Here is a 26,535-nt window from a genome sequence, read left to right on the forward strand (position 1 = left end):
CTGATGACGCGGACGCGAAGGGGGAGAGCCCCGCTGGGCCCTTCCCCCTTCCGCCCGCTTTCAGGGGTCGACTATGGCACAGCATCGTGACGTCACTCTGCCGATGACCGGAGACAAGATCGAGCGACGAAGAATCAAGCTCCGCACGACAGACATCCTCCCCTTTCTCTTCCTACTTCCCTTCGCTATCCCCTTCTTGCTTCTCTTCGTCTGGCCTCTCCTGCACGGGTTCTATCTCAGCTTCACCGATTATCACCTCATAAAGGGGACCAGTAATTTCGTGGGATTCAGAAACTATATTAACCTCTTTCTCCATGACCCTGTGTTTCTCACCAGCCTAAAAAACACACTCCTTTTCGTCGCTCTCAATGTCCCGGTGGTCGTGATCGTCGCCCTCGGCCTTGCCCTCTTGTTGAGTTATCCCCTCAAAGGGAAAGCTCTCTTTCGAGCCGTCTTCGTCACCCCTTACTTCATCAGCGGTGCGGCAACGGCCATACTCTTTCAATTTATCTTTTTGCCTTCTGGACTCGTCAATTACTACCTTGGCAAGCTCGGGATTCAGTCGTTTTCCTTGGAAACGAGCACCGTCGTCGCCATCTGTGTCATTGTTCTCATCACCGTCTGGTGGCGTGTGGGACTCGCCACGGTGGTCTTCTTAGCTGGCATAGAGGATATCCCGGATCAATTCTATGAGGCCGCCCGTGTCGACGGAGCCGGATCCTGGCAATGCTTTCGCTATATCACCCTTCCCCTTCTCCGCCCGGTGATGGTATTTGTGATCATCATCCGACTCATCGCCACTTTCAGCATGTTCGACCAAGTATATCTGGTCACCCAAGGGGGCCCCTACGGCAGCACTCGGGTGTTGCTCCAGTATTTGTATGAAACGGCGTTTTCCTATTACAACCTCGGGTCGGGCTCGGCTATCGGCTGGATTCTGTTCTTTCTTATTCTCTCTTTCTCCCTGTTTCAGCTCAGATATCTCCGTCTCTCGAGCGCCTATGACCGATAACCCGTAAGGGGACCCACCATGCTGCACCTCCGGCGTCAAGGACTCGGCCGCGTGTCAACCACCACTGCGCGCAGCAAGGCGCTCAAAGGGATAAAAGCGACTCCCTTCTTCGTCCTCCTGGTCTTGCTGGCTCTGCTGTGGGGAGCGCCGCTCCTCTGGATGCTCGTGACCTCGCTGAAGCATGAATGGACGATCCTCACGCCCCGGGTGAGCTGGATACCCAACCCACCCACGCTAGCGAATTACCATGAGTTAATCGACCCGGCACGAGCAGTCAACATCTTCAACTCCTTCAAGACCAGCCTGATTGCGGCCGTGTCCTATACATTGTTGGTCCTCACCACGAGCTCCTTTGCCGCGTTTGTCTTTGCCCGGCTCGAGTTTAGAGGCAGAAATTTTCTGTTCCTTGTGGTCCTTTCCAGCATCATGGTGCCTTCTGACACGCTTATGGTCCCGCTATATCTTCTCATGTACAAGATGAACTGGTTGGACACCTATATGGCGCTCGTGCTACCAGGTATCGGCAACGCGTTTGGGGTATTTCTTCTTCGGCAGTTTATGGTCAGTATTCCCAAGGAACTGCAGGAAGCCGCGCTCGTCGATGGGGCGGGCTACTTCTATATCTTCCTGCGGATCATCATTCCTCTCAGCAAGCCAGCCTTGGCAACATTGGCCATATTCTCCTTCATCACGAACTGGAATTCCTTTCTTTGGCCGTTGATAGTGGTCTCGAGCGACGATATGATGACGTTGCCCATGGCTCTGGTGCAATTTCGTTCGTCGTACGCGTCTATGGACTACGGAGTGGTCATGGCCTCCGTGATGGTGGCAGTTCTCTTTCCTCTGCTGGTCTTCTTCTTTGCCCAGGACTTTATTATCAAGGGGATGAGCAGGACCGGGTTGAAAGGATGACTCCGAGCGTTAGTGAACGGCACACGGGTACACCAGAGCGAAGCTTCGCCACGGTGACCCGCGAGTCAGGCGGCGGCGCCGTGGGGTGCCGACTTGAGGTGTTCGGAGCCGACCACACCCCGGGCTTGCAGAGCTCGGATCTCCTCGCCAGAGTACCCGCACTCGCGCAAGACCTCCAGGTTGTGCTCACCCACGGTGGGTGGCGGTAGGCGCAAGGTGGCCGGAGTCTCGGAGAGCTTGACGGGGAATCCGGTCAGGTTGACGCGTCCATAGGCCGGGTGCGAGGCCGTGAGCACCATATCGTTGTGCACCACCTGTGGATCCTGGAAGACCTCGTCGAGATCGTACACACGGCCGGGAGGTAGATCGTGCTCCGCAAATCGTTTCTCGACTTCCTCCCGGGTGAACTGTTTGAACGCCTTCTCCAAAAGGGGCCTGAGCTGCCACGCTTCGTCGCTTCTCATGTCAACGCCCTTCCAGCGTGGATCCTCGGCGAGCGAGGGCTGGATATCAAGGGCTTTGCTGAGCTGGTCGAGGGGGTTGTCGACGAATACACCCATGAGGGCGTAGTACTTGCCGGCTTTGCACTCGTAGACGCCGTACAACGGGCCGCTTCCCGCATGCCCGCCGCCGCGCGGGGGTCTTGGGTACTTCTGGCCCACATTGAGAACGGCAGCGTTCTCCTGGAGGTGGCTGGCGATCATGCCGTTCAGGAGGTTAGAGTCGACGATCTGGCCACGCCCGGTCTTTTCCCGGGCAGCCAACGCCACCATCATGCCCTGCGCGAACAACATGGCACCCAGATAGTCCGCTATCCAGGTACCGGTCGCGGTGGGGGGACCGTCCGGTTCGCCCGTCATCGACATCAGTCCCCCCATAGCTTGGGCCAGCAGATCCTGTCCAATACGCTTCGCATACGGACCTGTCAGGCCATAGCCGGAGGCAGCAGCCCAAATGATCCGGGGATTGATCGCCTTCAACTTCTCGTAACCGAGTCCCAGGCGATCCATGACTCCTGGGCGAAAGTTGGACGCGACAATATCAGCGGCTTTGACGAGCTTGTAGATAATCGCCTTGGCTTCTGGCTGCTGGAGGTCGAGGCTCAGGCTGCGCTTGTTACGGTTGTTGGCCAAGAAGTAGAAACTCATGCCGTGAATCTGCGGCATCTGTCGGCGGCCAATCTCTCCGGCATCGATGCGCTCTACCTTGATCACGTCTGCCCCGAAATCCGCCATGACCTGAGTGGCGGAAGGACCTTGCTCCAACTGTGTAAAGTCAAGCATGCGCACGCCTTCGTATGGCAGTGCCACGCGCGCTCCTCCTTCCATTACTGGGCCACTATGCCCAGGACTGTCTGCTTATAATAGGATGATTCCCACGGGTCCCTGCGTCGATGCTCGGGCAATCGTTGATTCGGACCTGCCGCCCGACCATATTGTGCCTCCACGGCGCCTCGTCGGTCACCTTTCGCGTGCGGGCAGGCTGACCACTGCTTGTCCAATCGTCACCTTACGGCCGTACTGGTTTTCGGCCCAGACATCGCATGCCACAAGGTTGTCGCCATGCTCCTGTAGCTTACTGGTCACCACGCCTTTGGTGGTTAACACGTCTCCCGGAAAGCTGTAGTGCCGGTACTGGACACTGAGCTTTTTCAGAAAGCCGTCCGGGGTACACCAATTCGTCACCATGTTGGCAATGTACGCCGCGCTCAACGCGCCCTGTCCTATGACGTCGGGCATCCCGCGCGACCGCATAAGTTTATAGTCATAGTGGATGTCTGAAAGATCATTGCTGGCCTGGGCATACCGAACAAAACGCTTCTGCGTTTGCAGTCTGCTCAGCGATGGCAGCTCACATCCCTCCTTCACATCTTCGAAAGACTCTTGCGCGGCCCATTGCTCTTCCGTCTCGATGGTGGGCGAGACAGGGTTGACGATGGCGGGCGCGCGCGCTGGCGTTTGGGACGTGTCAGGAATCTGTTCTCCCTCGGGCGGGCCCTCGTAACACACGGACGTCCATCGACACACCGACACGACCTCGTTCCGCTGGTTTCGGTACGCCTTGACATATCTCAGCAACAGCATGCGGCCTATGCCTGGGCGGCTCTGCTTTTCAAAGACGTCATCCAGCCTGGTGGTGAGCGTGATGAAATCGCCGGGCCGCACAGGTCTGAAGCTCTCGTATTCGTCACCAGCGCTGAAGCCATGCTTGAAGGGCCGCGTGATGGGGAGCGGCCCTCCTAGATAGCCCTGGGAATTATCATCGGCCAAGACATAGAACGGCGTGAAGCGATCGACGAAAGTCGGTGGTGCGATGATGCCTCGCCAGCGCGTTCCCATGGCGTAGTCCACGTCGAGCCAGAGAGGGTTGTTATCGCCAACCGCTTTGGCGAACCTGCGGATATCGTCCAGGTGGACCTGGCCGCCGACATGTGGTTCTCCCTGCCACCTCCCGATCATATCCCGCATGGCGTCGGTGATTAATGAGCCATCCATCCGTGCCCCCTCTTCTTGAGCTGGGATATCCAGTGATGACACGCCTGCGGTCCACTCCCGCTCGGCGATTGCAGGCCAGCGCGCTCGGTGTGCGCTAGACATGGGCGAGTTGGCTGGTCTGGTCGGCGCGTCCCGCTGGAGACCGTAGTCGCCATGGTGGAGGCGCGGGGCCGTCGGCTGGACATCGCCTCAACGTGTGCGGTGCTGGCGCAACAGAGCGGCGGGCGGAGTGCTCGCATCCTCCCCCGGGCGGCGAGAGCCAGGGGATGACTCATGAGAGCTCTGCTCACAAACCTCCCATGGCGACGACTTGATTCGTGACAACGTCCGCCCGGCGAATCGAGCCTCCCACTTCCTTGTGCAGCGCCACACCCTCTCTCACTAACTGGCGTTGCACCGCATGCACATCAACGTCGCGCACGCGCACCCCGGCGCTGACGGCAACGGCCGCAGCAACCCCGGCGGCCTGCCCCATAGCCCAGCAATTGGGCACCTCGCGCATAAAGATGTGCGTGACCGGATCACACGACAGGTTCCGGCCTGCAGCCAGAAGGTTGTCGAGACTCGCGGGTATCATGCATCCCAGCGGGATTGATACGTTGGGATGGCGGGGATTGGGAGGCGGGGAGAGAGCAATTTCATCATCGTAGAGCTTGCCCGTCATCCAATCGTCGCGCGTCATTTTGGCCACTCCCCTCAGCCTGCGGCTGTGGCGTACACCCATCTGCGGAGCTGTCTGCATGACCCGGGCATTTTCAAAGCCCGGCACGTGGCGCCGATAGAAGTCGAGCATGGTCAACATGCGCTTACGAGACTCGATCTCGACGGTGGTCAAGTCTTCAATATCGAGGCAGCTGTACCCCTTCAAGCGGGGCCCCATGAACAAGGCCATATCGTTGCGTGGCATGGCATGGGGCCGATCGTGCACGGCGAACTCCTGTCCGCGTTGCATAATGGCGCGAAACTCCTCTGGGTGCTCACGGCGGAAGTCCAGATAGCGCTGCATATCCGTACCATCCCAGAGAAACGCCACGTTCATCATGTGGTGAATGTCTTCTTCGACGACGTCGGTGGCGAACTCTGAACCGGCCAGGGCAAAGATATCGCCGTCGCCGGTCGCATCAATCACGACCTTCGCGAGGAGCGCCTGCCGCCCAGCCTTGCTCTCGAAGATCACGCCACGCAGCGCATGGCCCTCCTGTATCGGGGCGACGGCCCAAGAGTGCATGAGCAGCTTGACGCCCCGCTGCCCCAACAGATCAAACGAGGCAATCTTGAGCATTTCAGGATCGATGGTCGGCGACCAGGTGATGGTGCCGTGAAACGCGGCATGGCGATCTTGCCAGTACTCGACGAGCTGCGGGTCCTTTGAGCCCCAGATATTGGCCGGAGGACCCAGCAACGCCTCCCCCTGCAGACGGTCAAGCAAGTCGTTGGCAAATCCCGCGATCACCTGCTGCCCATCCCAGCCGGTCATCCGATCAATCCAGAGGCAAAATCCCCCTGTAGACATACCACCTAGGTGACCGTACCGTTCAACCAGGACAGTATCTGCACCCATGCGGGCTGCCGAAGCGGCGGCGGCGCTGCCCGCGGGGCCACCACCAACGACCAACACGTCGCACTTCCGAAAGACCGGGATTTCCCTGGCCGGTTCAGTGATTGTTTCCCGCTCGGACATGTCGTGACTCCTGTGTGAGGGGGTTCCCCGCCCGATGTGGAGCCGTGATGGACCCTGTCCCCCTCCGAGAGGGGGGCACACGCAACATCAACGCTAGTACGCCCAGCCTGGCTCTAGTGAGCACCGACAGTGGCTCGGGCCAGGCCCAGCTCGGCGGCTCTCGTGAGCACTTGTTGGCATTGTTCAGCCGTCAGTGGCAGCCCTGGAGGACGCGGATTACCGCAGTCGATACCAAGTCGCGCGCTCAGCACCACCTTGGTGGTGGCATGGAGGCCAAACCGTCGTACCAGATTCGTCACTTCGGTGGCCCGGTCCTGCGCATCTTCGGCTCGTTTGAGATCGCCGGCCTGATACGCATGCCAGATCTCGATCCAGAACTCAGGCGCCATATTAGGCGGACCATCGATGCAGCCAGTGGCGCCCAGCGTCAAGGCCGGGAGCATGAGCGCACTGTTCCCGATGATGCAGGCCAGCCCCATCTTGGTGAAGTCGCGCACGTACGAGAGAGTCAAGGCCGAATGCTTCAAACCAGCTAATTGAGGAACACGCTCTTGAATCTTCCGCATTAACTCTGGGGTGATCTCCGTGCCAGTGCACTGTGGCAGATTGTAGACGAAGAAAGGCAGGTTGGCCGCCGCGGCAATGACCCGATAATGCTCGACAACCGCCGCGTCGCTGGGCTTGTAAAAGAAGGGCGGCACGCAACAGATGGCATCGATATTCACCCGCGCGGCATGTTCTGCCATCCTGGCCGCCCGGGCCGTGGTCAGCGCCCCAACATGCATGATATTGGTTATTCGGCCACGCGCTTGGTCAGCCGCGATCTCAGCAATGCGCATGTTCTCTTCATCGTCCAGCAGCACGCTCTCCCCGGTGCCACCGGCAACCCAGAAACCATGCACACCGGCCTGGATGTTAAACTCCATCACCTCGCGAAGGACCGCTTCGTTCAGCTTGCCCTCCGGCGTCATAGGCGTAATGATGGCGGGGAAGACGCCATGAAATGCGATCATCGTGATGCTCCCTCTCTCTCGGTGAAGCAAGAAGTCAGCGTAGCTCTCATTTGGCGATTGATGTTTATCAGCGTGCAGCGCCGCCGCATGGGGGCGCGACGGTAACTGATGCACGGCCGCCGGGAAGTGGCCGAGGCATCGGATGCCAGAAACCCCGCTTGCGACGGTATGGGGTCGTCCTTTTCAGCTATTATAAGACACCACTCAAGCATGACAGATCACAGGACCTCGAAAATCTTCATCGATTCAAGCCCACGCTAGTACAGCATGAGAGGCCTTGTCAAGGAGGCGTGGAAACAAACTGAGATTCGGAGTAGGTCCGCGGGCGAGACCAACGGGCTAGGCGCCAGGCAGCAAGAAGGCTGTAGGACCCTATAATTCCTATGGGCCAGGGCCTCGACGCGGGGCCGGGTAGCCGCGGGGCCTCGTAGAGAATCGGTCTGGCATGGTGGCCGTCAGGATAGCATGCGCGCCCGCCGCCGGCGGCTGCTCAGCGAGCGCGGCGATCATCAGGGGCACGTGGTACTCGCGCGCGAGCTCAGTGGCCAGGCCCACGTCCTTGCGCAGGGGCTTGAGCGCGAAGCTGCCGTGCCGCGGGTGGGGCCGTCCTCATCGCAGCCACGCCTGAGACCCGGATTCAGGTCCCATTCTTGCCGTTCGAGGGCAGCACCCGGCGCGCGCGGCGGGATCCGGGCGCCGCGAGTGGACGGCGCGGGGTGGCTGGTAGGCGGAACTCGATGGTGCGCTTGACGACGTCGACGATGTTCGCCGTCGTCGTCCGCACGATCCCGGGAATCCCGGCGAGCCGGCGCGTCATGAAGTCCACGAGCTCGTGGTTCGAACGGAACACAGCAGCGGCGAAGACGTTGTAGTTGCCGGTGGTGACACCCACGAAATAGATCTCTGGCACGGCGGCGAGACGGTTCGCGACGGACCGGATCTTCGGGATTTGCGCCTCGATCTCGAGGATGACCCAGATCTGAAACCCGAGCCGGAGCGGGTTGGTCATGGCCACGAACTCGATGAGGCCATGCCGGAGGAGCGCATTGAGACGATGGCGCACCGTCGACTCCGGCATGCGGAGCCGCCCGGCGAGCTTCGCCACGGAGCTCCGTGCGTCATCCTGCAGGCAACGGATTATCTGGATGTCGGTGTCTGACACCTGGAGGCTGTCCACGCGGTTCCCCTCCTTGTTGAACGCCGTAATATGGCTGACACCACAAAAAATCAGCGTCTCATTGCTGATTCAACAATATCACGCCACCACAATGGTGGAACCAGCCAAAATATGGCTTGACATGTCAGGATGTCTGCCGGCATGGTGTACGCGCGAAGGTCCCTGCGGCAGGGAGGGACCGGGGCGCGGTGACCCGATCAGCGCTGTGTCGCGATTAGGAGGAACCGATGCGGGCCGACGAGTTGGACGGCGTCGTCAAGCGAGTCATCCGCTACACCATCACGCACCCGTACGAGCGCGACTGCTGGGAGAAGGCGCCGGCGATCACTGGGGTCCTCGCATCGGAAGACTCCGATTCGATCGCCGCTGTCGGTCGGTGGATCGACCGGGCCGTCGACACGCAGACGTCTGAAGGGCACCTCAGCTACAGCGACCGGCTCGAGCTGAGCGTCGGCCACGTGGCGACGTTCACGCCAACGGCGCCGCTCTCGAGCAGCCTGGGCTATCCGCTGCTCGCGTTCTACGAGCGCACGAAGGAGCCTCGCTACCTCACGGCCGCCCAGCGCCAGGCGGACGCGTTGCTCAGGACGCCACGCACAAGTGACGGCGGTTTCTGGGCGCGGAAGGAGGGGCCCGAGCTCTGGATCGACTTCATCTACATGATGTGCCCCTTCTTGGCGCGCCTGGGCCGCATCACGGGCAGCGCCAAGTACATCGACGAGGCCTTCACGCAGTTCGAGGTCCACGTCAAACACCTCGTGGACCCCTACAAGCATCTCGCCCGCCACGCGTGGCGGGAAGTGCCCGACTCGTACCCCCAGTCCACGCTCTGGGCGCGCGGCAACGGCTGGCTCATCGCGACCGTCGTCGATCTCCTGGATCTCGTCCCCGAGCATACGCGGGCGAAGGCCGCGTCGGAGGTGGGGCAGAGGGCGCTGGCGGCGATGCGGTCGCGCCAGGACAGCTCGGGCTATCTTCGCCACATCCTCGACGACCCCGACTCGAAGGTCGAAGCCTCGGCGAGCCTGATGTACGCCTACGCGGTTGGACGGGGCGTCAGGCAGAAAGTGGTCGACGCGGACTACATCCCGTCGGCCCTCCGCGCGTTCGAAGTGGTCGCTGGCTCCGTCGACGAGGATGGCGCCGTGCCCGGAGTTGCCGTGCCGCCGGGTGGGCCCGGCGTGCCGTTTGGTACCACGCTTTTCGGACAGGGTTTCTTCCTGCAGGCGGCGGCTGTGCTCCGCGAACATCTCGTGGCCGCGCCGCAACGCCGCTGACACCGGCGGTCGCAGAGCCACTCCGATGGATCTGATCCTTGAGTTCATCATCGCCGGCGTCTTCCTCGGTGGCATCTATGCGCTGATGGCTGTGCCGATGAGTGTCGTCTGGCTCACCACGGACGTCATCGATGTCTCGACGGGGGCGTATGCCGTGACGGCCGGGATGATCGCGGCCATGCTCGGACTACCGCTCGGGGCGGTCGTTGGTATCCTTGCCGCTGCAGGCTTGGGGCTTATCGTCGGGACGACGTTCGTCGGGTTCCATGCCCTGCGGCCCCAAAAGGACGCGATCCTGATCGTGCTTGCCACGTTCGGCTTCCTGATCGTCATCGAGTCGGCGCTCCTGACCGTGGCGGGTAGCGACAGCCGCTTCCTGCCCCGTATCGAGGGCAGCTGGAAGCTCGGCAGCGGCGTGATCCCCTACCAGGGCGCCTTCAACCTGGCCGTCAGCCTCATCCTCATGGCGAGCCTGGCCGTGCTCCTCAAGTACACGCCGTTGGGCCTGCAGATGCGGGCCTGCGCGATCTCCGACCGGGCGGCTGGGTTGGTGGGGATCGCCGTGCGACGCACTCAGCTGTTCACATTCGTCGTCGGTGCGACGACCGCCGGCGTGGCGGGGGTCCTCGCCGTCATGACCGTCGGGCTCGCCTACTTCTCAACCTTCGCCTTCACGACCATCGCGTTCAGCGCGGCCGTCGTCCTGGGTCGCAAGGGGCCGGCGGCAGCCTTTGCCGGAAGCATGCTGCTCGGCGTGGTGGAGGCGATCAGTCAAGCGTACCTGCCCAGCGGTTGGGCGGCCGCGGTGCCGTCGGCGCTCATCGTCATCGTGCTGGCCAGTGGCCGGATGCCGAGCGCGGCGTTCACGGGCTTACGGCCGTGATCCACGATAGCGGCCCCCGTGGCTTCCTTCGGCGGCATCGCTCGGCGCTGGCCCTCGTGGTTGGCGTTATGCTCGTCACCGTCCTCGCGCAGGCTCGACCTTCTCTGTACAGCACGTCGGCGACGGTCGGGATCCTCGCCCTGATCGCCTTGCCGCTCGGCCTCATGTACGGACAGGGCGGCACTATCTCCATCGCCCAGGGAACGTTTGCGGCCATGGGCGGATACACGAGCGCGATCTTGGCCAGCCACTTCGGGTGGTCACCACTCACATCGGTGTTCCCCGCCATCTTGATGCCGGCCGCCTTCGCGTTTGCCATCGCCCGGCCGATCCTTCGACTACCCGAACTGTCGCTGGCACTCGCAACACTGGCCCTCAATACGGTGTTCCTGGTCGGCGTGGAGCGGGGCGGGTGGCTCACCGGCGAGTATGTCGGACTGTCTGGCATCCCGCGGCTCCCCGGCATCGAGACGTCGCGGTTCTGGTCACACGTCGCGATCTGGCTGCTGGTACTCATCGCCGTCGTCCTCTACAGCACCTTCCTCGGTACGGCTCGGGGGCGCGCGCTCAACACCGTGAGAGTTGACCGCATCTTGGCCGAGTCCATGGGCGTGAGTGTCGCAATGGACCTGGCGATTCTCTTTGCCGTCACTGCCGGCGTGGCCGGACTGGCCGGATGGTTCTACGTCCATTACGTCGGCTACGTCGCGCCGGACTCGCTCGGCATCCACGTATCAGCGAACGCCCTCTTCATGGTGGTCATCGGTGGTCGCAAGACCGTACTCGGGCCCGTCGTGGGCGCTGCCATTTTCATTCTGGCCAGCGACTTTCTGCCGGGCACTGAGACGCAAGGCATCTTTTTCGGTGCCATCCTCGTGCTCGTCCTGCTCCTCTTCCCCGACGGCCTGCTGTCACTCCGTTTCCGGCGCAACGGGCCGAGGGGGCTGGCGCCGGCCCCACTGACTGTCGGTGGAGCCGACAATCAGGCATCGGACACGGTCAGGAGCGGGAGATGGCGCTGACTGTCGACCGAGTCGGAGTGCAATTCGGCGGGCTGCGAGCGCTCGAGGACGTCGAGATCAGCGTCGAGGCAGGCCGGATCGTCGGCCTGGTTGGGCCCAACGGTGCAGGCAAGACAACCCTATTCAACTCCATCACGGGCATCCTCCGCCCGCAGGACGGCCGGGTCTTCATTGACGGGGAGGACATCTCCGATCTGCGGCCCGACCAGCGGGTACGCCTTGGCATCGGCCGCACCTTCCAGACCCCGCGCCTCGATCTCGATGCCAGCGCCCTCGATGCTGTCCTCGTCGGTTTCTACCCGACGATCCGGCAGGGCTTCGTCGGTGCCTTTCTGGGCTTACCCGAGGTCCGGCAGCAGGAGGCGCGTATACGGACCCAAGCCAGGCACCTGATCGAGGAGTTCGAGCTGGTGGCCGACCCGCATGTGCGCGCGGGGGAGTTGTCTCTGGCTCGGCTACGGCTTCTGGAAGTGGCGCGCGCGCTCGCCGGCAACCCCAAGTATCTGCTCCTTGACGAACCGGCAGCCGGGCTTGACGATCACGACCGGCTGCTGCTTGCGGCGGCCATTCGAGCTGCCGCGAAGCGAGGCATCGGCGTGCTCTTGGTCGAGCATAACGTCCCGTTTGTGGCCGATCTTGGCGAAGAGCTGATCGCGCTGGTCAACGGGCGGGTGATCGCAAGTGGCCGGCCCTCCGTCGTGGTCGCTGATGAACGCGTCATCGCTGCTTACCTGGGAGCGCACAGCGTTGCCTGAACCCGCGATCGAATCGCCCCCCGTGTCGGAGTCGAACTTGCGGTGCGAGAACATCACGGCGCAGTACGGGCCGCTTATCGTCTGCCGACGCATCAGCATCACGGTCAACCCCGGCGAAATCGTCGCCCTCATCGGACCCAACGGTGCCGGGAAGACGAGTTTCCTGCACTCCATCGGCGGGGTGATCAACGGCACAGGGGACGTCTACCTCGGCCCCCGGCGCTTGACCGGCAAGCCCGCCTATCAGCGGGCGCGCATCGGCTTGGCGACCGTCCCCGACAATCGCGGCCTTTTCCCGACCCTGACCGTGGCGGAGAACATCCGGCTGGGCGCTCGCCTGTCGCCCGAGGCCCAGCGGGCGGCAGCGATCGAAGAGGCGCTCGAGCTCTTCCCGATCCTCCGCGAGCGATGGCGCATGGCGGCCGGCTCGATGAGCGGGGGCGAACAGCAGATGCTCGCGATCGCCAAGGGCCTCGTGGGGCGCCCGTTGGCTTTGCTGCTCGACGAGCCCGCACAGGGCCTCGCGCCGAAGGTGGTGGAGGCGCTGGCATCCGTGCTGCTCGGGCTGCGCGCCGGCCGGCTGCCAGTGCTTCTCGTCGAGCAAAACCACACGCTGGTCGAGCAGGTTGCCGACCGCTTCGTGCTGATCGTGGCGGGCCAGACGGCGCTGGAGGGTGGCCGTGAGGCGCTTCGGGACCGGGAACGGATCGGCAAGACGTACCTCACCCGCAGCAGGGGCCCAGAGGCCCCGGAAAAGGAGTAGTCATGACGAACACTGTTCGCACGCTCCTGGCCGTGACGACGGCCCTCCTCGTGACGGCTGCTGTCGTAGCGCCGACGCAGCCGGTCGCCGCCGCGGCGGAGCCACTGAAGATCGGAGTGCTCATCGCCCTGTCGGGGCCGGCCGCCGCGTACGGCTCCGAAGAGCGCCGCGCTATCGAGGCGGTTGCGAAGCGCGTCAATGCTGCAGGCGGCATCAAGGGCCGGCCCATCCAGTTGATCGTTCGTGACACGAAGACGAACCCCACCGAGGCTGCGCGGCTGGCCAACCAGGTCATTCTCGACGACCGGGTGATCGCCATCATCGGGGCCACGACGGGCTCGGAAACGCTTTCCTTCGCAGAGCTCGCGATGCGGGAGAAAGTGCCGGTCTTCCCGATGGTCGGTACGCAGTCGGTGACCGACCCCAACGAACCGTTCTCGAAGTGGGTGTTCCGGATGTCGGTGCCGATCGCCGTCGATTTGCCGGCCAGCCGCAGCCGGATGGTGGCTGATGGTCACAAGCGCGCGGCGATCTTCTCGGAAGAGGACGCCTACGGCAAGCAGGCCTCCGAGATGTTCGCTCAACTGTCGCATGACAAGGGCGACCTTCAGATCGTCGCGAACGTGTCGGCCCCCAAAGCCGCCACCGACCTGACGGCTGTCGCCACGACGATCCGCAACGCGAAGCCGGATGCCATCTTCCTGGCCACGGCATCCACCGGCTCGGCGGGCGCCTTCCTGCGCAAGGTCCAGGAGGTCGGGCTGAACGTGCCGGTCTATGGACTGGCGGGCATCGTCCAGAGCCAGATCATCAAGAACGCCGGCAAGGCGGCGGAGAGCTTGATTGCCCCGGCGCTCGTGAACCCCGATGAGCCGGGCCCCCTCGCCGAGCTCTTCGCGCTGATGAAGGACCACGGGGGGGTGACGGGCTTCGGCGCTCTGCTGGGGGCCAACGCGATGGCCGGCGTGGTGGCGGCTCTGCAGAGCGGAGCGACCACCGGCGCGGCGCTGCGAGACGCGATGGAGAGCATCGGCCCCGTGAAAGGCTACGCGGCGGGTCCGATCCAGTTCTCCAAGACCGACCACGACGGCTGGGGCCCGGGGACGCTATTCTTCGTGACCATCCGTAACGGGACATTCAAGAATCTCTAGCCGCCGCCCATGACTGGCGGCCGCGAACGATCCCGGAGAAAGCGAGCCAAGTGAGCACGTCGTCCCTTCCACTGAGCGGCATTAGGGTGATCGATTTTACGCAGGTTGAGTTCGGCCCGTGTGCCACGCAGATTCTCGGTGATTTCGGCGCCGACGTCATCAAGGTTGAGCGGCCCGGCGTGGGTGACATCAGCCGCACCACCGATCCCTTCATCGCCGAGGCCCACGGCGAGAGCGCATACTTCATGAGCCTCAACCGCAATAAGAGGAGCATCGCGCTCGATCTTCGCAGGCCGTCGGCGATCGAGGCCGTCCGCCGGCTCATTCGCGGAGCCGATGTGTTCGTTCACAACTACCGGCCAGGCGTCGCGGAGCGGCTGGGACTCGGCTATGAGACGTTACGGCAGGACAACCCACGGTTGATCTACGCCTGCGGCTCCGGTTTTGGCGATTCGGGCCCGCTCATGCGCAAGGCCGGCCAGGACCTGCTCTCCCAGTCGCTGTCGGGCGCCGTCTCGCGAAACCCGGATGCGGACGGCCGCCCGCAGCTCTATCCCACGGCCCTCGGCGACTTCTCGGCGGGCATGATTCTCGCTCAGGGTATTCTCCTCGCGCTCTTTCACCGCGAGCGCACAGGCCAGGGGCAGAAACTGCACGTCTCGCTGCTCGACACGATGGTGGCGATGCAGATGCAAGAGGCGACCCAGTGGCTGTTGCGGAAGCGCGAGGTCAACTGGGTGACGCAGTACCTGATCGGAACGTTCCAGACGACCGACGGTGCGGTGACCGTCGTGGGTGTGTTTCGCCCCAACCCTCTTGCCGACATCTGCCGGGCTCTCGGCCTCGAAGACCTGTCAGCGCGTGCTGAGTTCGACGGCCTCGCGAATCAAATGCGGAACCGGCATCTGCTCTGGCCCCTGCTCGAGGCGGGCTTCGCGCGGCTCAGCACCGACGAGTGCCTGAAGCGGCTCGACGAGCAGGACGTGCTCTGTGCGCCAGTCCTGACGCTGGACGAGGCGCTCCGCCACCCGCAGCTGGAAGCAAACGGCACGCTCGTGGAGTTCACGCATCCGGTCCACGGAAAGGTCAAAACCGTCGGGAACCCTCTGCGGCTCTCGGCCGTCAAGACGATCGCGCTGCGGTCGGCACCGCTGCTCGGGGAGCAGACGGAGGAGATTCTGCGGGAAGCAGGATACCAGGATGAAGAGATCTTTGCGCTTCGAGCGGACGGGTCGCTCGGATAAGGGAGGCTGAACATGGTCGCGGAAAGCCCAGACAGTGTCCGCGCATCGATCGACGACATCAAGGTCGGCGATGGCGTGACCCTCGAGAAGACGATCAGTGAGAGTGACGTGTACCTGTTCGCCGGCATCACCGGTGACTTCTCACCGAACCATGTCAATGAGCGGTACATGCAGGCATCGGTATACGGCCGGCGTATTGCGCAAGGCGCCCTGATCGTCGGCTTCACCTCTGCCGCGGCCGCCATGTTCGGCATTAAGCACAAGATCGACGGCGTGGCCGCCGGCTACGACCGCCTTCGCTTCGTCAAGCCGGTATTCTTCGGCGACACGATCCGCGTGATCTACGAGATCGTCCGCATCGATCGCGAACGCCAGCGGACACACGCAAGCCTCAAGGTGCTGAACCAGAACGGCGAGGTGGTCCTCGTGGGCGACCATCTGATCAAGTTCCTGCCGTACGGTGCCGGCGTGCAGTCATGAGCGTCGTCAGGCTCGAGCGAGCCGGCCAGATCGCGACGATCACCGTCAATCGGCCAGGGCGTCTCAACGCGCTCAACGCCGAGGTCATCGAGACGTTCGATGGCTATCTGGGCGAGCTTGCTGCCGACCCGGGCATACGTGTCGTCTTGGTAGGCGGCGCTGGCGAGCGGGCGTTCGCTGCGGGGGCCGACATCGAGGAGCTCCGGACGGTACGCGGTCCCGCTGGCCTCGACCTGTGCCAGCGTGGCCAGGCGTGGCTCAGCCGGCTCGAGACGCTGCCGCAGCCGACGATCGCCGTCATCGACGGGTGGGCACTGGGCGGGGGCTGCGAGCTGGCCCTGGCGTGCACCCTGCGCGTGGCTTCGACCCGGGCCAGGTTCGGGGTCCCGGAGATCAAACTCGGAGTCATCCCGGGTTATGGCGCGACGCAACGGCTTGCCAGGATCGCCGGCGAGGGGCTGGCCATGGAGATGGTCTTGACCGGTGAGCCGATCTCAGCCGCGCGGGCATACGAGATCGGCCTTCTCAATCGGGTCGTGCCGCCGGACAAGCTCTGGGAGACCGCCCGGGAGCTTGCTGAGGTGCTGGCATCGCGGGCGCCGTTGGCCGTCCGCTACGGTAAACGGGCCGTTCACGAGGGCCTGAAGATGCCGCTCGAGGAAGGGCTGGCCCTGGAGGCGACGTACGGAGCGATCCTCACGACGACCGAAGACAAAGCCGAAGGGATGGACGCATTTCTCGCCAAGCGAGAGCCGAGCTGGAAGGGGCGATAACCACCGGCGTGATCGTCAGCCAGCCAAAGGCCATGCCGCCGCCGGCGATCCACCAGCTCGCCTCGCTTTCACCCATCCCGTGTGCTCCTCCCGTGATGATTGCCATCTTGCCGCTGAGCCTCCTAGGGTCTTCTTCAGTGACATCGTGTCGGTTCGCCCGCTGGACCTCCGATCGGCCGCCGCAGTGCTGGGGCGCTTGCCGCGCGCGGGACCGGGTCGTCTAGCGGGAATGGTGTATCTCGCCCACCCGCCCGTGCTCATCACCGCGGGTAACCGGGGCGAGCTGCTGGCGGCCCAGTTCGACTGCCTTGGCGGGCGTGGGGAAGGGATCATCACGACCTACGTGCACGCCGAGGAATGCCGGCTCATCCGTGAGCGCGCTGACGAGGCCCTCGCGCGGTACCGCCGAGTTCCAACGACCGGGCGCGCCTGGAGCAGGTCTGCCGGTTATGCGGAGCTCCGCATAAGCGGCACTATGCGGACCGGGGAGTTATGCGGACCCGGCGCCCACGTGGTCGGGAGGAACGCTGAGAATGCCGCGGCTTCGGCCACCTCGGAGGGGATGACCCGGGCCGCATAATTCGGGCACGCTGGGGTCCCCATTCACCGGGCTTCGGCCCAAGGCGGACACCGTGCTCGAGCGCTGCTTCAAGAACCCCCTCACTCTGCACCGTCTCCGCAGCGGGCCTGCGGGGCCGTTTCTCGACGGCTTCGCGGAGTCCATGTGCGCCGACGGCTACTCGTCCGAGACGGGCGGCGTCTACCTGTACGCCGCCGACCACCTGGGCCAGTGGGCCGCGCGGCGGGGCGTTGCCATCGTGGATCTCGACGAGGATCTGCTCGCGCGTTTTGTGCGTCATCTGCCCCGGTGCCGATGCCGCGGCAGCAAGCGCAGGGGCCACAAGCGGGTGCCGTTCCGCATCCACGCGTTCCTGCGGTACCTGCGCGACACGGACGTCGTGACCACGTCCGCGCCGGAGGCGACCCGTCCGCCGCTGGTGACCGAGTACGGCGTGTGGATGCGCGACCGGCGCGGCCTGGCCGCCACGACGATGGCCCGCTCGGTGCCGGTGGTCCAGGCCCTGCTCGCCACCGTGGGCGACGATCCCACCGGGCTCGATGCCGCGGGCGTGCGCCGGTTCGTGCTCGAGTACATCCGGCAGCACGCGCCCGCGTCGGCCGGCTGGGTCACGACCATCGTCCGATGCTTCCTGCGGTGGCTCGTCGCGCACGGTCGGTGCTCGCCAGACCTCGTCGATGCCGTTCCCACGATGCCCACGTGGCGGCTGGCCACGCTCCCCCGCGACCTCCCGGATGCCGATGTGGAGCGCATCCTCGAGGCCTGTGATCGCCCCAGCCCCGTGGCGCGGCGCGATCGCGCTATGCTGCTGCTGCTCGCCCGCCTGGGTCTGCGCGCGGGTGACGTCGTCGCGCTCCGGCTCGGCGACATTGAGTGGGGGCGGGGACGTCTCCGCGTCGTCGGCAAGAGGCGGCGCGAGACACGGCTGCCGCTGCCTCAGGACGCGGGCGATGCGCTGCTCGATTATCTCACGGCCGAGCGTCCCGCCGCCGCCACGGACCACGTCTTCCTGACCGCACGCCCTCCCATCCACCCGATTCGCTCGAGCGGCGTGCGCGATGTCGTCTGTCGCGCGATCGGGCGCGCCGGCGTTCGGGCGCCGTCCCGGGGGACCCACGTCCTGCGCCATAATGCCGGGCCCGGCATAACCGCCACACCTTTGCCGTGCGGGCCCTGGAGGCGTGTCCGCACGGCGGGAGCCCCGTCGGCTGGCGCATGCGCGTGCTGTCGATCGACCTCGGCCACCGCAACCTCGCCGACACGTGCTGGTACCTGCACGCGACGCCGCAGCTGATGCAGGGCGTCGCCCATGCGTGTGAGCGGTTCCTCGAAGGAGGTGTCCGATGACGCCGATCGCTCCACACATCACCGCGTTCCTCCAGCAGCGGCTCGCCGTGGACCGGCGGGCCAGCCCGCACACGTGCGACACCTACGCCTACGCCTTTCAGCTCCTCTTCCAGTTCATGAGCCGAGCGCTCGGCGTGGCGCCCGCCGACCTCGCGCTGGAGCAACTCGACGCGCCCCTCGTGCTGCAGTTCCTCGACCATCTCCAGCAGGAGCGGCACAACGCCCCGCGCACGAGGAACGCCCGGCTGGCCGCCGTCCGCTCCTTCATGCGGTTCGTCGAGTACCGCGTGCCGTCGACGCTCGATCAGGTCCGACGCGTTCGGGCCATCCCCGCGCAGAGGACCGACACGCGGATCGTGCGGCACCTCAGCGTCGAGGAGCACCGCGCGCTCCTCGATGCGCCGGAGCCGACCACGCGCCTCGGCCTCCGCGACCGCGCCATGCTGCTGCTGGGGCTCGCGGGCGGCCTGCGCGTCTCAAAGCTCGTCGGCCTGCGCCTGGACGAGGTGCAGTTCACCGGCCGCTACGTCGACGTGCGTGTGCGCGGCAAGGGACGCCGCGAGCGCGCCCTGACGCTGTGGAAGTCGGTGGGCGACACGATCCGCGCCTGGCTTGCCGTGCGCGGCGACGCGCCCGCCCCGGAGCTGTTCCTCAACGCCTGGGGCCAGCCCATGACGCGCTCCGGCTTCGAGCGCGTGCTCACCAAGCACGTCGCAGCGGCCGCCGCGCGCTGCCCGTCGCTCCGGGCCAAGCGTGTCTCGCCGCACGTGCTGCGGCACACCTGCGCGCTCAACACGCTGCAGGCGACGCGCGACCTGCGCAAGGTCTCGCTGTGGCTCGGCCACGCCAGCACGCAGACCACCGACATCTACTTGCAGGCCGACCCGACGGAGAAGCTCGAGGCGCTCGCGGCGATGACGCCGCCGGCGCTGCGGCCGGGGAAGTTCCGGCCGCCCGACCGACTGATCGCCGCCCTGCGCACCCCCACGGTTATGCGGAGTCCCGACGCGGTCAACCCATGAAGGCGACGACCAAATGGTCCCGGAGGTCCGCATAACTCCCCGGTCCGCATAGTGTCGGTATCTCCTGCGCCCGCCCCTCGCCCAGGATCGGCTCCACCTCCGCACTGTCGGTTTTCAGAAGGTAGGGACCCTTTCGGCCTGAATTGTTCAGAAGCATGGGACCCCGGGACCTGAGGGGTTTTCAAAAGCTTTCCCCCCTTGCGTGACCTCGGGCTATGACCCTCTCGGCCCCCGCTGGGCCAGAAGGGGTGCATGGCCTATCGCGAGGTCACGATGCTCGAGGTCAAAGAGGTCCTGCGGCTCTGGCTGACCGGCGTCCGCAAGAAGCGGATCGCCGCCCAGCTGGGCCTGAACGTCAAGACGGTCCGGCGGTACCTGGGCGCCGCGCAGGCGCACGGGCTGACGATCGTCGCCAGTCCCGACCAGCTGGACGACGGCCTGCTCGCCGCGGTCGTCAGCGCCGTCCAGCCGGGCACGGGGCGCCCCCATGGCGACGGCTGGGCCGCGTGCGTGGCCCACCGCGACGTCATCGAGCGGTACCTGCGCGCCGACGTGCGGCTGTCCAAGATCCGCACGCTGCTCCGGCGCCAGGGTGTGCTCATCAGTTACCCCACGCTCCGACGCTTCGCCCTGGAGGCACTCGACTGGGGCCGCGCCGCGCCGACGATCCCGCTGGCTGACTGCGGCCCCGGGGAAGAGGTCCAGCTCGACACCGGCTGGATGACGCACCTGGCGCCCGACGCGCTGGGCCGGCGCCGACGCTTCCGGGCCTGGATCTTTACCCCGGTCCTGTCCCGCTACCGTTTCGTCTTCCCTGTGTTCCGCGAAACCACCGAGACGGCGATCGAGGCCTGTGAAGCCGCCTGGGCGTTCTTCCACGGCGTCTTCCGCGTCCTGATCCCCGACAACACGAAGACGATCGTCCAGCGCGCGGATCCCCTCGAGCCCCGGCTGCCGGCGGCCTTCCTGGAGTACGCCCAGGCGCGCGGCTTCGTCATCGACCCCACGCGCGTGCGCCGGCCGCGGGACAAAGCGCGCGTGGAGCGCGCCGTGCCCATCGTCCGCGACGACTGCTTCGCCGGGGAGGTCTTGCTGGACCTCGCTCACGCGCGGACGCACGCCGTGCAGTGGTGCCGCGAGGACTATGGCGTGCGGCGCCACCGTCGCACGCTGCGCCCCCCGCGCGAGCACTTCGAGGCCGTCGAGCAGCCGGCCCTGCGCCCGGCCCCCACCACGCCCTACGACATCCCGCTCTGGTGCGAATCCAAGGTCGCCCGCGATCAGCATGCCCAGGTGGCCCGCGGGCTGTACTCGCTGCCGACCCCGTATGTCGGCCACACCCTGCGGGCCCGCGCCGACTCCACCACCGTCCGCTTTTATGCCGGCGCCGTCTGCGTCAAGGTCCACCCCCGCGTCGCGCCGGGCCAGCGCGCCTTCGATCGCGCCGATTTCCCCGTCGACAAAACCATCTATGCCCTGCGCGACGTCGAGAGCCTGGCCCGCCGGGCCGAGGGCCATGGCCCTGCCGTCGGACAGTTCGCCCGCGCCCTGCTGGCCGGCGACTTGCCCTGGACCCGCATGCGCCAGGCCTACGCCCTGCTCGGCTTGGTTCGGCGCTATGGCGACGCCCGCGTCAACACGGCCTGCGAGACCGCGCTCGCCGCCGAGATGCTCAGCGTCCGTCGCCTTGCCCGGCTCCTCGCACTCGCGGCGCCGCCCGCCCCGCCGCCCCCCGCGCGCGTCCTGCCGCTCGCCCGATATCTGCGACCCGCCACCCACTACGCCCTGCCCCTGCCCTCCGCAGAGCGGCGGGAAGAAGGAGATCCCACATGACCCCTGACCCGATCTCGGCCGACCTGAAGACCGTGCTGCGTCGCCTCCGGCTCTCCCGCGTGCTCGACACGCTCCCTGAGCGCCTGACCCTCGGGCGCCAGCAGCCGCTGCCCCACCAGGACTTCCTCCTCCTCATCCTCACCGACGAGGTGACGCGCCGAGACAGCCTGGCCGCCACCCTGCGGGCGCAGCGGGCCGGCCTCGACCCCGGCGCCCAGCTCGAGCATTGGAACACCACGGCCCACGTCACCTTCGATCGCGCGCTCCTCAACGAGCTCGTCACGCTCCGCTTCCTGGAGGCGCATCACCACGTCGCCCTCGTCGGGCCCGTCGGCGTCGGCAAGAGCTTTCTCGCCCACGCCCTGGGCCACATCGCCTGTCGCCGCGGCCACTCTGTCCTCGCCCTCCGCACGGACGCGATGCTCAAGACCCTCAAGCACGCCCGGCTCACCCAGAGTCATGAGGCCGAGCTCCGTAAGCTCCTCGCCGTGGACCTCCTGATCCTCGACGACTTCGCCCTCGATGCCATGGAGGCCCAGGAGAGCCGCGACGCCTATGAGGTCTTCCTCGAACGGGACCGCGCCGGCTCGCTGATCGTCGCCAGCAACCGCGGGCCCGATGAATGGCTCGCCACCTTCGCCGACCCCGTCCGCGCGCAGAGCGCCCTCGATCGCTTCACCAGCCGCGCCTTCGACCTCGTCATCGAGGGCGAGTCCTACCGCACCCGGCTCAAGCCCAGCCTGCCAGCCCCCGCGCGCAAGGGCCCGGCCGCCCATGGATGATCCGGTCATCACCCGTGACCCGTCAGAAAGCGCCCCGCAGGGGGATACCGCACTATGGCCCGGCCTCTCGATCGCGCTCTCAGAGGCTCGTAGGCCCTGCCGCGCCTCACCGACTCCCGCTCACCAGCGGAGAAAGGAGTTGCATCACCCCGCGGTCCCGCCCTACAACCATCCTACGGCCGGCGCCCCCGGCCGGAGTCAACCCTAACTCGTCACGTGAGGGGACGGCCCCGAGGGTCCCATGTTTCTGAACAGGCCGGGTCCCATACTCCTGAAAATCGACATCCGCACCGACGGGCGCGTCCTCGTGACGCTCAAGGCCGCCTGGCGCGACGGCACGACGCATGTGCTCTTCGAGCCCATCGAGTTCCTCGAGAAGCTCGCGGCCCTCACACCGCGGCCCGCGATAAATTTGCTGCTCTACCACGCCGCCCTAGCCCCGCATGCCCGCTGGGGCTCACAGGTCGTTGGCTACGGCCGCACGGTGGCCGGAGATTCGGACGCCGGCCACGGCGCGGCCGGCCCGCGCGACGCCGGGGGCCAACGCCCCCCACGCTCCTGGGCCTGGGCGGCACTGATGCACCGGGCGTTCGCGCTCGACGTGTTGGCCTGCCCGCGCTGTGGCGGTCGCCTGCCTCTCCTCGCCCCCGTGCACGACCCCGGTGTCGGGCGCCCGATCCTCGCCCACCTTGGGCTGGCGCCGGGCCCCAGACCCCCCGGACCGGCCCCGCCCCAGCCCGACCACGCCGCGGCCGCCGGGTAACCCCCGCCCGGGGGCCAGGTCGGCCTCTCACGGTCCGCTCAGAGTTCTCCTCGATCGACGGCGACTGCCGCCAGGTCAGCCGTCTGCGCCGCTCACGCAGCACCCGCCCACCCGGGCGTTGACAAGGCTCCGGCCCCGGAGCAACATCCTACGCACTTGTCTCGACACCCCGTGGGGAGGTAATCGCATGGCGCGTTCTGTGCCCGTCCGGAAGGCATTGGTTTCGGTGGTGGCAGTCCTGCTGGTCGTCGTCGGCGCGGCCCTCGCGGCCGACGCGCCGCGGAAAGGCGGCGTGCTCCGCGTCGGCAACCTGGGCGAGCCGCCGGCGCTCGACGCGCATTGGACCACCGCCAGCATCACCGAGACGCTGACCAACCACATCTACGAGGGGCTCTACAGCCTCGACAGCGGCAACCGGCCGATCCCGATGCTCGCCGAAGGTGTGACGGTCAGCAAGGACGGCCTCGTGTACACGTTCAAGCTCCGCCAGGGCGTCAAGTTCCACAACGGCAAGGAGATGACCTCCGAGGACGTCGTCGCCTCCCTCGGCCGCTGGGGCAAGCAGTCCGTCTACGGCAAGGCTCTCTTCGCCCAGGTGGCGGAGTTCAAGGCCCTGGACAAGTACGCGGTCGAGATGCGGCTCAAGGAGAAGTCGGCCATCGTGCTCATCTCGCTCGCCGTGCCGAACAACTTCGGCGCCATCTACCCCAAGGAGATCGCCGACAAGTTCCCGCCGGAGCAGAAGGTGACCGAGTACATCGGCACGGGACCCTTCAAGCTTGCCGAGTGGAAGCCCGACCAGTACATCCGCATGGTGCGCTTCGACGACTACAAGTCCCGCAACGAGAAGCCGAACGGCTACGGTGGGGGCAAGACGGCGTACGTGGACGAGATCCGGTGGGTGCCGGTGCCCGAGGTCGCGACGCGCGTGGCGCAGGTGGAGACGGGCGAGCTCGATTTCGCCGACGACCTGAACCTCGACGCCTACGACCGGCTGAAGAAGAATCCCAACGCCCGCGCCATCGTCTCGAAGCCCTACTACTGGCTGGTCGCGGTCATGAACAAGAAGGAAGGCCTGATGACGAACCAGAAGCTCCGCCAGGCCTGGCAGGCCGCGATCGACATCGAGCCAATCATGAAGAACGTGGCGGGGGGAAAGACGGAGTTCTACCGGATGGACTCGAGCCTGGCGCCCGTGGAGATCACGGCGTGGCACACGAAGATCGCGGGGCTGCCGTGGAACGAGCACAACAAGGACAAGGCGAAGCGCCTGCTCCAGGAAGCCGGGTACAAGAAGGAGCCCATCCGCTTCATGACGACGCAGGAATACAAGTGGATGTACGACTTCGCGCTCCTGACCAAGCAGCAGCTCGAGGACGTCGGCTTCAACATCGACCTGCAGGTCGTGGACTGGGCGACGCTCGTCAAGCGGCGGAACAACTCCAAGGAATACGACGTCTTCACCACGGGCATGGGCGTTTTCTACGACCCGACGCATCACATCTATCTTACGGCCGGCTGGCCTGGCTGGACGACGGACGAGGGTATCCTCAAGCTCCAGGCCGACCTGGCGCGCGAAACGGACCCCAAGAAGCGCATGGCGCTCTGGGAGCAGCAGACCCGGCAGTTCTACGAGAAGGTGCCGGTCATCCGCTACGGCGACCTCTTCGGGCTGCGCGCGGCCCGCAACACGGTCAAGGACTTCAACGACAAGACGGAGCGCGTCCGCTTCTACAACGTCTGGCTGGAGAAGTAAGCCGGGGACGTGATGCGTGGGGCCCTATCTCCTGCGGCGGCTGCTCGCGATCATCCCGGTGCTCGCGGTCGTCGTCACCGTCGTCTTCCTGCTGATCCACCTGATCCCGGGTGACCCGGTCAGCGTGATGCTCGGCCCCGACGCCACGCTCAGCCAGATCGAGGCGACGCGGAAGGGGCTCGGGCTCGACCGTCCCATCTACGAGCAGCTCATCGGATTCTACGCGCGGGTCCTGCGCGGCGACCTCGGCCAGTCGTACTTCCTCGACCGTCCCGTGAGCCAGGCGCTCTGGGAGCGGGCGGAGCCGACGCTGGTCCTGATGCTCTCCGCGCTTGTGGTCGCCATCGCCATCGGCGTGCCGTCGGGTACCATCGCGGCGGCCTACCGGGGGTCGGCCTGGGACCGCGGGCTCATGCTGGTCTCGCTGCTCGGCGTCTGCATCCCCGGCTTCTGGCTCAGCCTCAACTTCATCTACTTCTTCGCCGTGCGCCTGGGCTGGCTGCCCGCCGCGGGCTACGTCTCCGTGTTCACGGACCCCGTGGGCGCGATGAGATACATGGTGCTGCCCGCTTTCTCGCTCGGCTTCAACCAGTCGGCGCTGATCGCGCGCATCAGCCGCTCCTGCATGCTCGATGTGCTCCAGCAGGACTACATCCGGACCGCGCGGGCCAAGGGGCTCTCGCATGGTGTAGTGACCTGGGTCCACGCCTTCCGCAACGCGCTCGTGCCCGTCGTCACGGTCATCGGCATCACGACCGCCGTGCTGATCGGCGGCGCCGTCGTCACGGAGATCGTCTTCAACATCCCGGGGCTGGGCCGCCTGATCATCTCGGCCATCCTCCGGCGCGACTACCCGGTGGTGCAGGGGGTCGTCCTGGTCACGGCCACGGTCTACGTGCTCATCAACCTCGGCGTCGATCTCCTCTACGCGATCATCGATCCGCGGATCCGCTATGACTGAGGCGGCCGTCGACGTCCTCGGCCCCGCGGTGGCGGCGGGCGCGCCGTCCACGCGGCCGCGCTGGCTCCGCCGCCTCCTTGCCAACCGCAGCGTCGTGGGGGGGGCCCTCATCCTCCTGGCTTTCGTGCTGGCGGCGGTGCTGGCCGGGGTGCTCTCGACGCACAATCCCACGCGGCTTGAGCCGGCGGCGCGGCTCCAGCCTCCGAGCGCCCGGCACTTCCTCGGCACCGACGAGTTCGGGCGCGACGTCTGGAGCCTGGTCCTCCACGGCAGCCGCATCTCGCTCCTGGTCGGCGTGACGACCATGCTGCTGACCTCGGTCGGCGGCATCGCGGTGGGCCTGGTCGCCGGGTTCTCGCGGCGCCTCGACACGGTCGTGATGCGCGTGATGGACGGTCTCATGGCTTTCCCCGCCATCCTGCTCGCCATCGCGCTCATGGCGGTGCGCGGGTCCGGCGTGTGGAACGTGATCTTCGCGCTCTCGATCGTCTACATGCCGCGCACTGCCATGCTGATCCGGAGCACCGTGCTGTCGATCCGCGAGCTCGACTACGTCCAGGCCGCGCGCGCCCTCGGCCGCGAGGACGCGGGCATCGCGGTGCGCCACATCCTGCCCAACTGCGTGGGCCCGCTCCTCGTCCAGGGTAGCTTCGTCTTCGCTTACGCGATCCTCGCCGAGGCGATCCTGGGCTTCCTCGGCGTGGGCGTGCCGCCCTACGTGCCCTCCTGGGGCAACGTGATCGCGAGCGGCAAGAACGTGATCCGCGAGGCCTTCTGGGTCAGCCTCTTCCCGGGCGTGGCGCTCACGCTGGCCGGCCTCAGCCTGAACCTCCTCGGCGACGGCCTCCGCGAC

24 protein-coding genes are annotated in these 26,535 nt (G+C 65.8%); 19 read left to right on the forward strand and 5 right to left on the reverse strand.

From position 1 onward, the window contains the following. Window positions 1–73 precede the first annotated feature (73 nt). Both Q7W02_26455 and Q7W02_26460 read left to right on the forward strand, forming a co-directional pair. Window positions 74–1,012, forward strand: coding sequence for a sugar ABC transporter permease (locus Q7W02_26455; protein MDO8479672.1), 939 nt, complete (start codon window positions 74–76; stop codon window positions 1,010–1,012). 18 nt (window positions 1,013–1,030) lie between these two features. Then, window positions 1,031–1,924, forward strand: coding sequence for a carbohydrate ABC transporter permease (locus tag Q7W02_26460; protein ID MDO8479673.1), 894 nt, complete (start codon window positions 1,031–1,033; stop codon window positions 1,922–1,924). Window positions 1,925–1,989: 65 nt separating this feature from the next. Here the strand turns inward: Q7W02_26460 and Q7W02_26465 are convergent, their stop codons facing one another. From Q7W02_26465 to Q7W02_26485, 5 genes are all read right to left on the reverse strand, one after another. After that, entirely contained in the window at window positions 1,990–3,234 is a 1,245-nt protein-coding gene (locus Q7W02_26465; GenBank protein ID MDO8479674.1) for a CoA transferase, read from the reverse strand. Window positions 3,235–3,384: 150 nt separating this feature from the next. Next, window positions 3,385–4,461 (reverse strand): MaoC family dehydratase N-terminal domain-containing protein, encoded by a 1,077-nt coding sequence (locus Q7W02_26470; GenBank protein ID MDO8479675.1) that lies wholly within the window; start codon window positions 4,459–4,461, stop codon window positions 3,385–3,387. Between the two features lie 244 nt (window positions 4,462–4,705). Beyond that, window positions 4,706–6,100 carry an FAD-dependent oxidoreductase gene (locus Q7W02_26475; protein MDO8479676.1) on the reverse strand — a complete coding sequence of 465 codons (1,395 nt, stop codon included), beginning with the start codon at window positions 6,098–6,100 and terminating at the stop codon, window positions 4,706–4,708. A gap of 113 nt (window positions 6,101–6,213) precedes the next feature. Then, window positions 6,214–7,113: a dihydrodipicolinate synthase family protein gene (locus tag Q7W02_26480; protein MDO8479677.1), complete on the reverse strand. Its 900-nt coding sequence runs from the start codon at window positions 7,111–7,113 to the stop codon at window positions 6,214–6,216. Window positions 7,114–7,750: 637 nt separating this feature from the next. Beyond that, window positions 7,751–8,275, reverse strand: a complete 525-nt coding sequence (locus Q7W02_26485) for an Lrp/AsnC family transcriptional regulator (protein MDO8479678.1) — start codon at window positions 8,273–8,275, stop codon at window positions 7,751–7,753. Window positions 8,276–8,517: 242 nt separating this feature from the next. Between Q7W02_26485 and Q7W02_26490 the strand changes: the two genes are divergently transcribed. The 17 genes from Q7W02_26490 to Q7W02_26570 all read left to right on the forward strand — a co-directional run. Then, window positions 8,518–9,567, forward strand: coding sequence for a glycoside hydrolase family 88 protein (locus tag Q7W02_26490; protein MDO8479679.1), 1,050 nt, complete (start codon window positions 8,518–8,520; stop codon window positions 9,565–9,567). A 25-nt stretch (window positions 9,568–9,592) separates the two neighbouring features. Then, complete coding sequence (locus Q7W02_26495; GenBank protein MDO8479680.1) at window positions 9,593–10,450, forward strand: branched-chain amino acid ABC transporter permease; 858 nt, start codon at window positions 9,593–9,595, stop codon at window positions 10,448–10,450. Beyond that, window positions 10,447–11,472: a branched-chain amino acid ABC transporter permease gene (locus Q7W02_26500; GenBank protein ID MDO8479681.1), complete on the forward strand. Its 1,026-nt coding sequence runs from the start codon at window positions 10,447–10,449 to the stop codon at window positions 11,470–11,472. Before Q7W02_26495 ends, Q7W02_26500 begins: the two co-directional genes overlap by 4 nt. Beyond that, complete coding sequence (locus Q7W02_26505) at window positions 11,463–12,227, forward strand: ATP-binding cassette domain-containing protein (protein MDO8479682.1); 765 nt, start codon at window positions 11,463–11,465, stop codon at window positions 12,225–12,227. Before Q7W02_26500 ends, Q7W02_26505 begins: the two co-directional genes overlap by 10 nt. Next, window positions 12,154–12,990 carry an ABC transporter ATP-binding protein gene (locus tag Q7W02_26510; protein MDO8479683.1) on the forward strand — a complete coding sequence of 279 codons (837 nt, stop codon included), beginning with the start codon at window positions 12,154–12,156 and terminating at the stop codon, window positions 12,988–12,990. Before Q7W02_26505 ends, Q7W02_26510 begins: the two co-directional genes overlap by 74 nt. Window positions 12,991–13,022: 32 nt before the next feature. Next, entirely contained in the window at window positions 13,023–14,141 is a 1,119-nt protein-coding gene (locus tag Q7W02_26515; protein MDO8479684.1) for an ABC transporter substrate-binding protein, read from the forward strand. Between the two features lie 50 nt (window positions 14,142–14,191). Beyond that, window positions 14,192–15,385, forward strand: a complete 1,194-nt coding sequence (locus Q7W02_26520; protein MDO8479685.1) for a CoA transferase — start codon at window positions 14,192–14,194, stop codon at window positions 15,383–15,385. A 12-nt stretch (window positions 15,386–15,397) separates the two neighbouring features. Continuing rightward, window positions 15,398–15,865: a MaoC/PaaZ C-terminal domain-containing protein gene (locus Q7W02_26525; GenBank protein MDO8479686.1), complete on the forward strand. Its 468-nt coding sequence runs from the start codon at window positions 15,398–15,400 to the stop codon at window positions 15,863–15,865. After that, on the forward strand, window positions 15,862–16,638 hold the full coding sequence (locus Q7W02_26530) for an enoyl-CoA hydratase-related protein (protein MDO8479687.1): 777 nt from the start codon (window positions 15,862–15,864) through the stop codon (window positions 16,636–16,638). The genes Q7W02_26525 and Q7W02_26530 overlap by 4 nt, the downstream gene beginning before the upstream one ends. Before the next feature lie 632 nt (window positions 16,639–17,270). Beyond that, a complete protein-coding gene (locus Q7W02_26535) occupies window positions 17,271–18,512 on the forward strand; it encodes a tyrosine-type recombinase/integrase (GenBank protein MDO8479688.1) in 1,242 nt (413 codons plus the stop codon). A gap of 49 nt (window positions 18,513–18,561) precedes the next feature. Next, window positions 18,562–19,587 (forward strand): tyrosine-type recombinase/integrase, encoded by a 1,026-nt coding sequence (locus tag Q7W02_26540; GenBank protein ID MDO8479689.1) that lies wholly within the window; start codon window positions 18,562–18,564, stop codon window positions 19,585–19,587. Window positions 19,588–19,839: 252 nt separating this feature from the next. Beyond that, entirely contained in the window at window positions 19,840–21,420 is a 1,581-nt protein-coding gene (locus Q7W02_26545; protein MDO8479690.1) for an IS21 family transposase, read from the forward strand. After that, entirely contained in the window at window positions 21,417–22,202 is a 786-nt protein-coding gene (locus tag Q7W02_26550) for an ATP-binding protein (protein ID MDO8479691.1), read from the forward strand. Before Q7W02_26545 ends, Q7W02_26550 begins: the two co-directional genes overlap by 4 nt. A gap of 241 nt (window positions 22,203–22,443) precedes the next feature. After that, a complete protein-coding gene (locus Q7W02_26555) occupies window positions 22,444–22,965 on the forward strand; it encodes a hypothetical protein (GenBank protein MDO8479692.1) in 522 nt (173 codons plus the stop codon). A 187-nt stretch (window positions 22,966–23,152) separates the two neighbouring features. After that, entirely contained in the window at window positions 23,153–24,721 is a 1,569-nt protein-coding gene (locus Q7W02_26560) for an ABC transporter substrate-binding protein (protein ID MDO8479693.1), read from the forward strand. Between the two features lie 16 nt (window positions 24,722–24,737). Further along, a complete protein-coding gene (locus Q7W02_26565) occupies window positions 24,738–25,682 on the forward strand; it encodes an ABC transporter permease (protein MDO8479694.1) in 945 nt (314 codons plus the stop codon). After that, window positions 25,675–26,535 (forward strand): ABC transporter permease (locus tag Q7W02_26570; protein MDO8479695.1); only part of this gene is annotated, 861 nt, incomplete at its 3' end. The genes Q7W02_26565 and Q7W02_26570, both read left to right, overlap by 8 nt.

This window comes from Candidatus Rokuibacteriota bacterium, assembly GCA_030647435.1.
GTDB lineage: Bacteria > Methylomirabilota > Methylomirabilia > Rokubacteriales > CSP1-6 > AR37.

Bases quoted from the DNA above. Each gene is read 5' to 3' on its own strand.
- Q7W02_26490 (MDO8479679.1), top strand. From the start codon at position 8,518: ATGCGGGCCGACGAGTTGGACGGCGTCGTCAAGCGAGTCATCCGCTAC.
- Q7W02_26505 (MDO8479682.1), top strand. From the start codon at position 11,463: ATGGCGCTGACTGTCGACCGAGTCGGAGTGCAATTCGGCGGGCTGCGA.
- Q7W02_26530 (MDO8479687.1), top strand. From the start codon at position 15,862: ATGAGCGTCGTCAGGCTCGAGCGAGCCGGCCAGATCGCGACGATCACC.
- Q7W02_26460 (MDO8479673.1), top strand. From the start codon at position 1,031: ATGCTGCACCTCCGGCGTCAAGGACTCGGCCGCGTGTCAACCACCACT.
- Q7W02_26555 (MDO8479692.1), top strand. From the start codon at position 22,444: ATGTTTCTGAACAGGCCGGGTCCCATACTCCTGAAAATCGACATCCGC.
- Q7W02_26545 (MDO8479690.1), top strand. From the start codon at position 19,840: ATGGCCTATCGCGAGGTCACGATGCTCGAGGTCAAAGAGGTCCTGCGG.
- Q7W02_26560 (MDO8479693.1), top strand. From the start codon at position 23,153: ATGGCGCGTTCTGTGCCCGTCCGGAAGGCATTGGTTTCGGTGGTGGCA.
- Q7W02_26480 (MDO8479677.1), bottom strand. From the start codon at position 7,113: ATGATCGCATTTCATGGCGTCTTCCCCGCCATCATTACGCCTATGACG.
- Q7W02_26455 (MDO8479672.1), top strand. From the start codon at position 74: ATGGCACAGCATCGTGACGTCACTCTGCCGATGACCGGAGACAAGATC.
- Q7W02_26475 (MDO8479676.1), bottom strand. From the start codon at position 6,100: ATGTCCGAGCGGGAAACAATCACTGAACCGGCCAGGGAAATCCCGGTC.
- Q7W02_26525 (MDO8479686.1), top strand. From the start codon at position 15,398: ATGGTCGCGGAAAGCCCAGACAGTGTCCGCGCATCGATCGACGACATC.
- Q7W02_26550 (MDO8479691.1), top strand. From the start codon at position 21,417: ATGACCCCTGACCCGATCTCGGCCGACCTGAAGACCGTGCTGCGTCGC.
- Q7W02_26540 (MDO8479689.1), top strand. From the start codon at position 18,562: ATGACGCCGATCGCTCCACACATCACCGCGTTCCTCCAGCAGCGGCTC.
- Q7W02_26495 (MDO8479680.1), top strand. From the start codon at position 9,593: ATGGATCTGATCCTTGAGTTCATCATCGCCGGCGTCTTCCTCGGTGGC.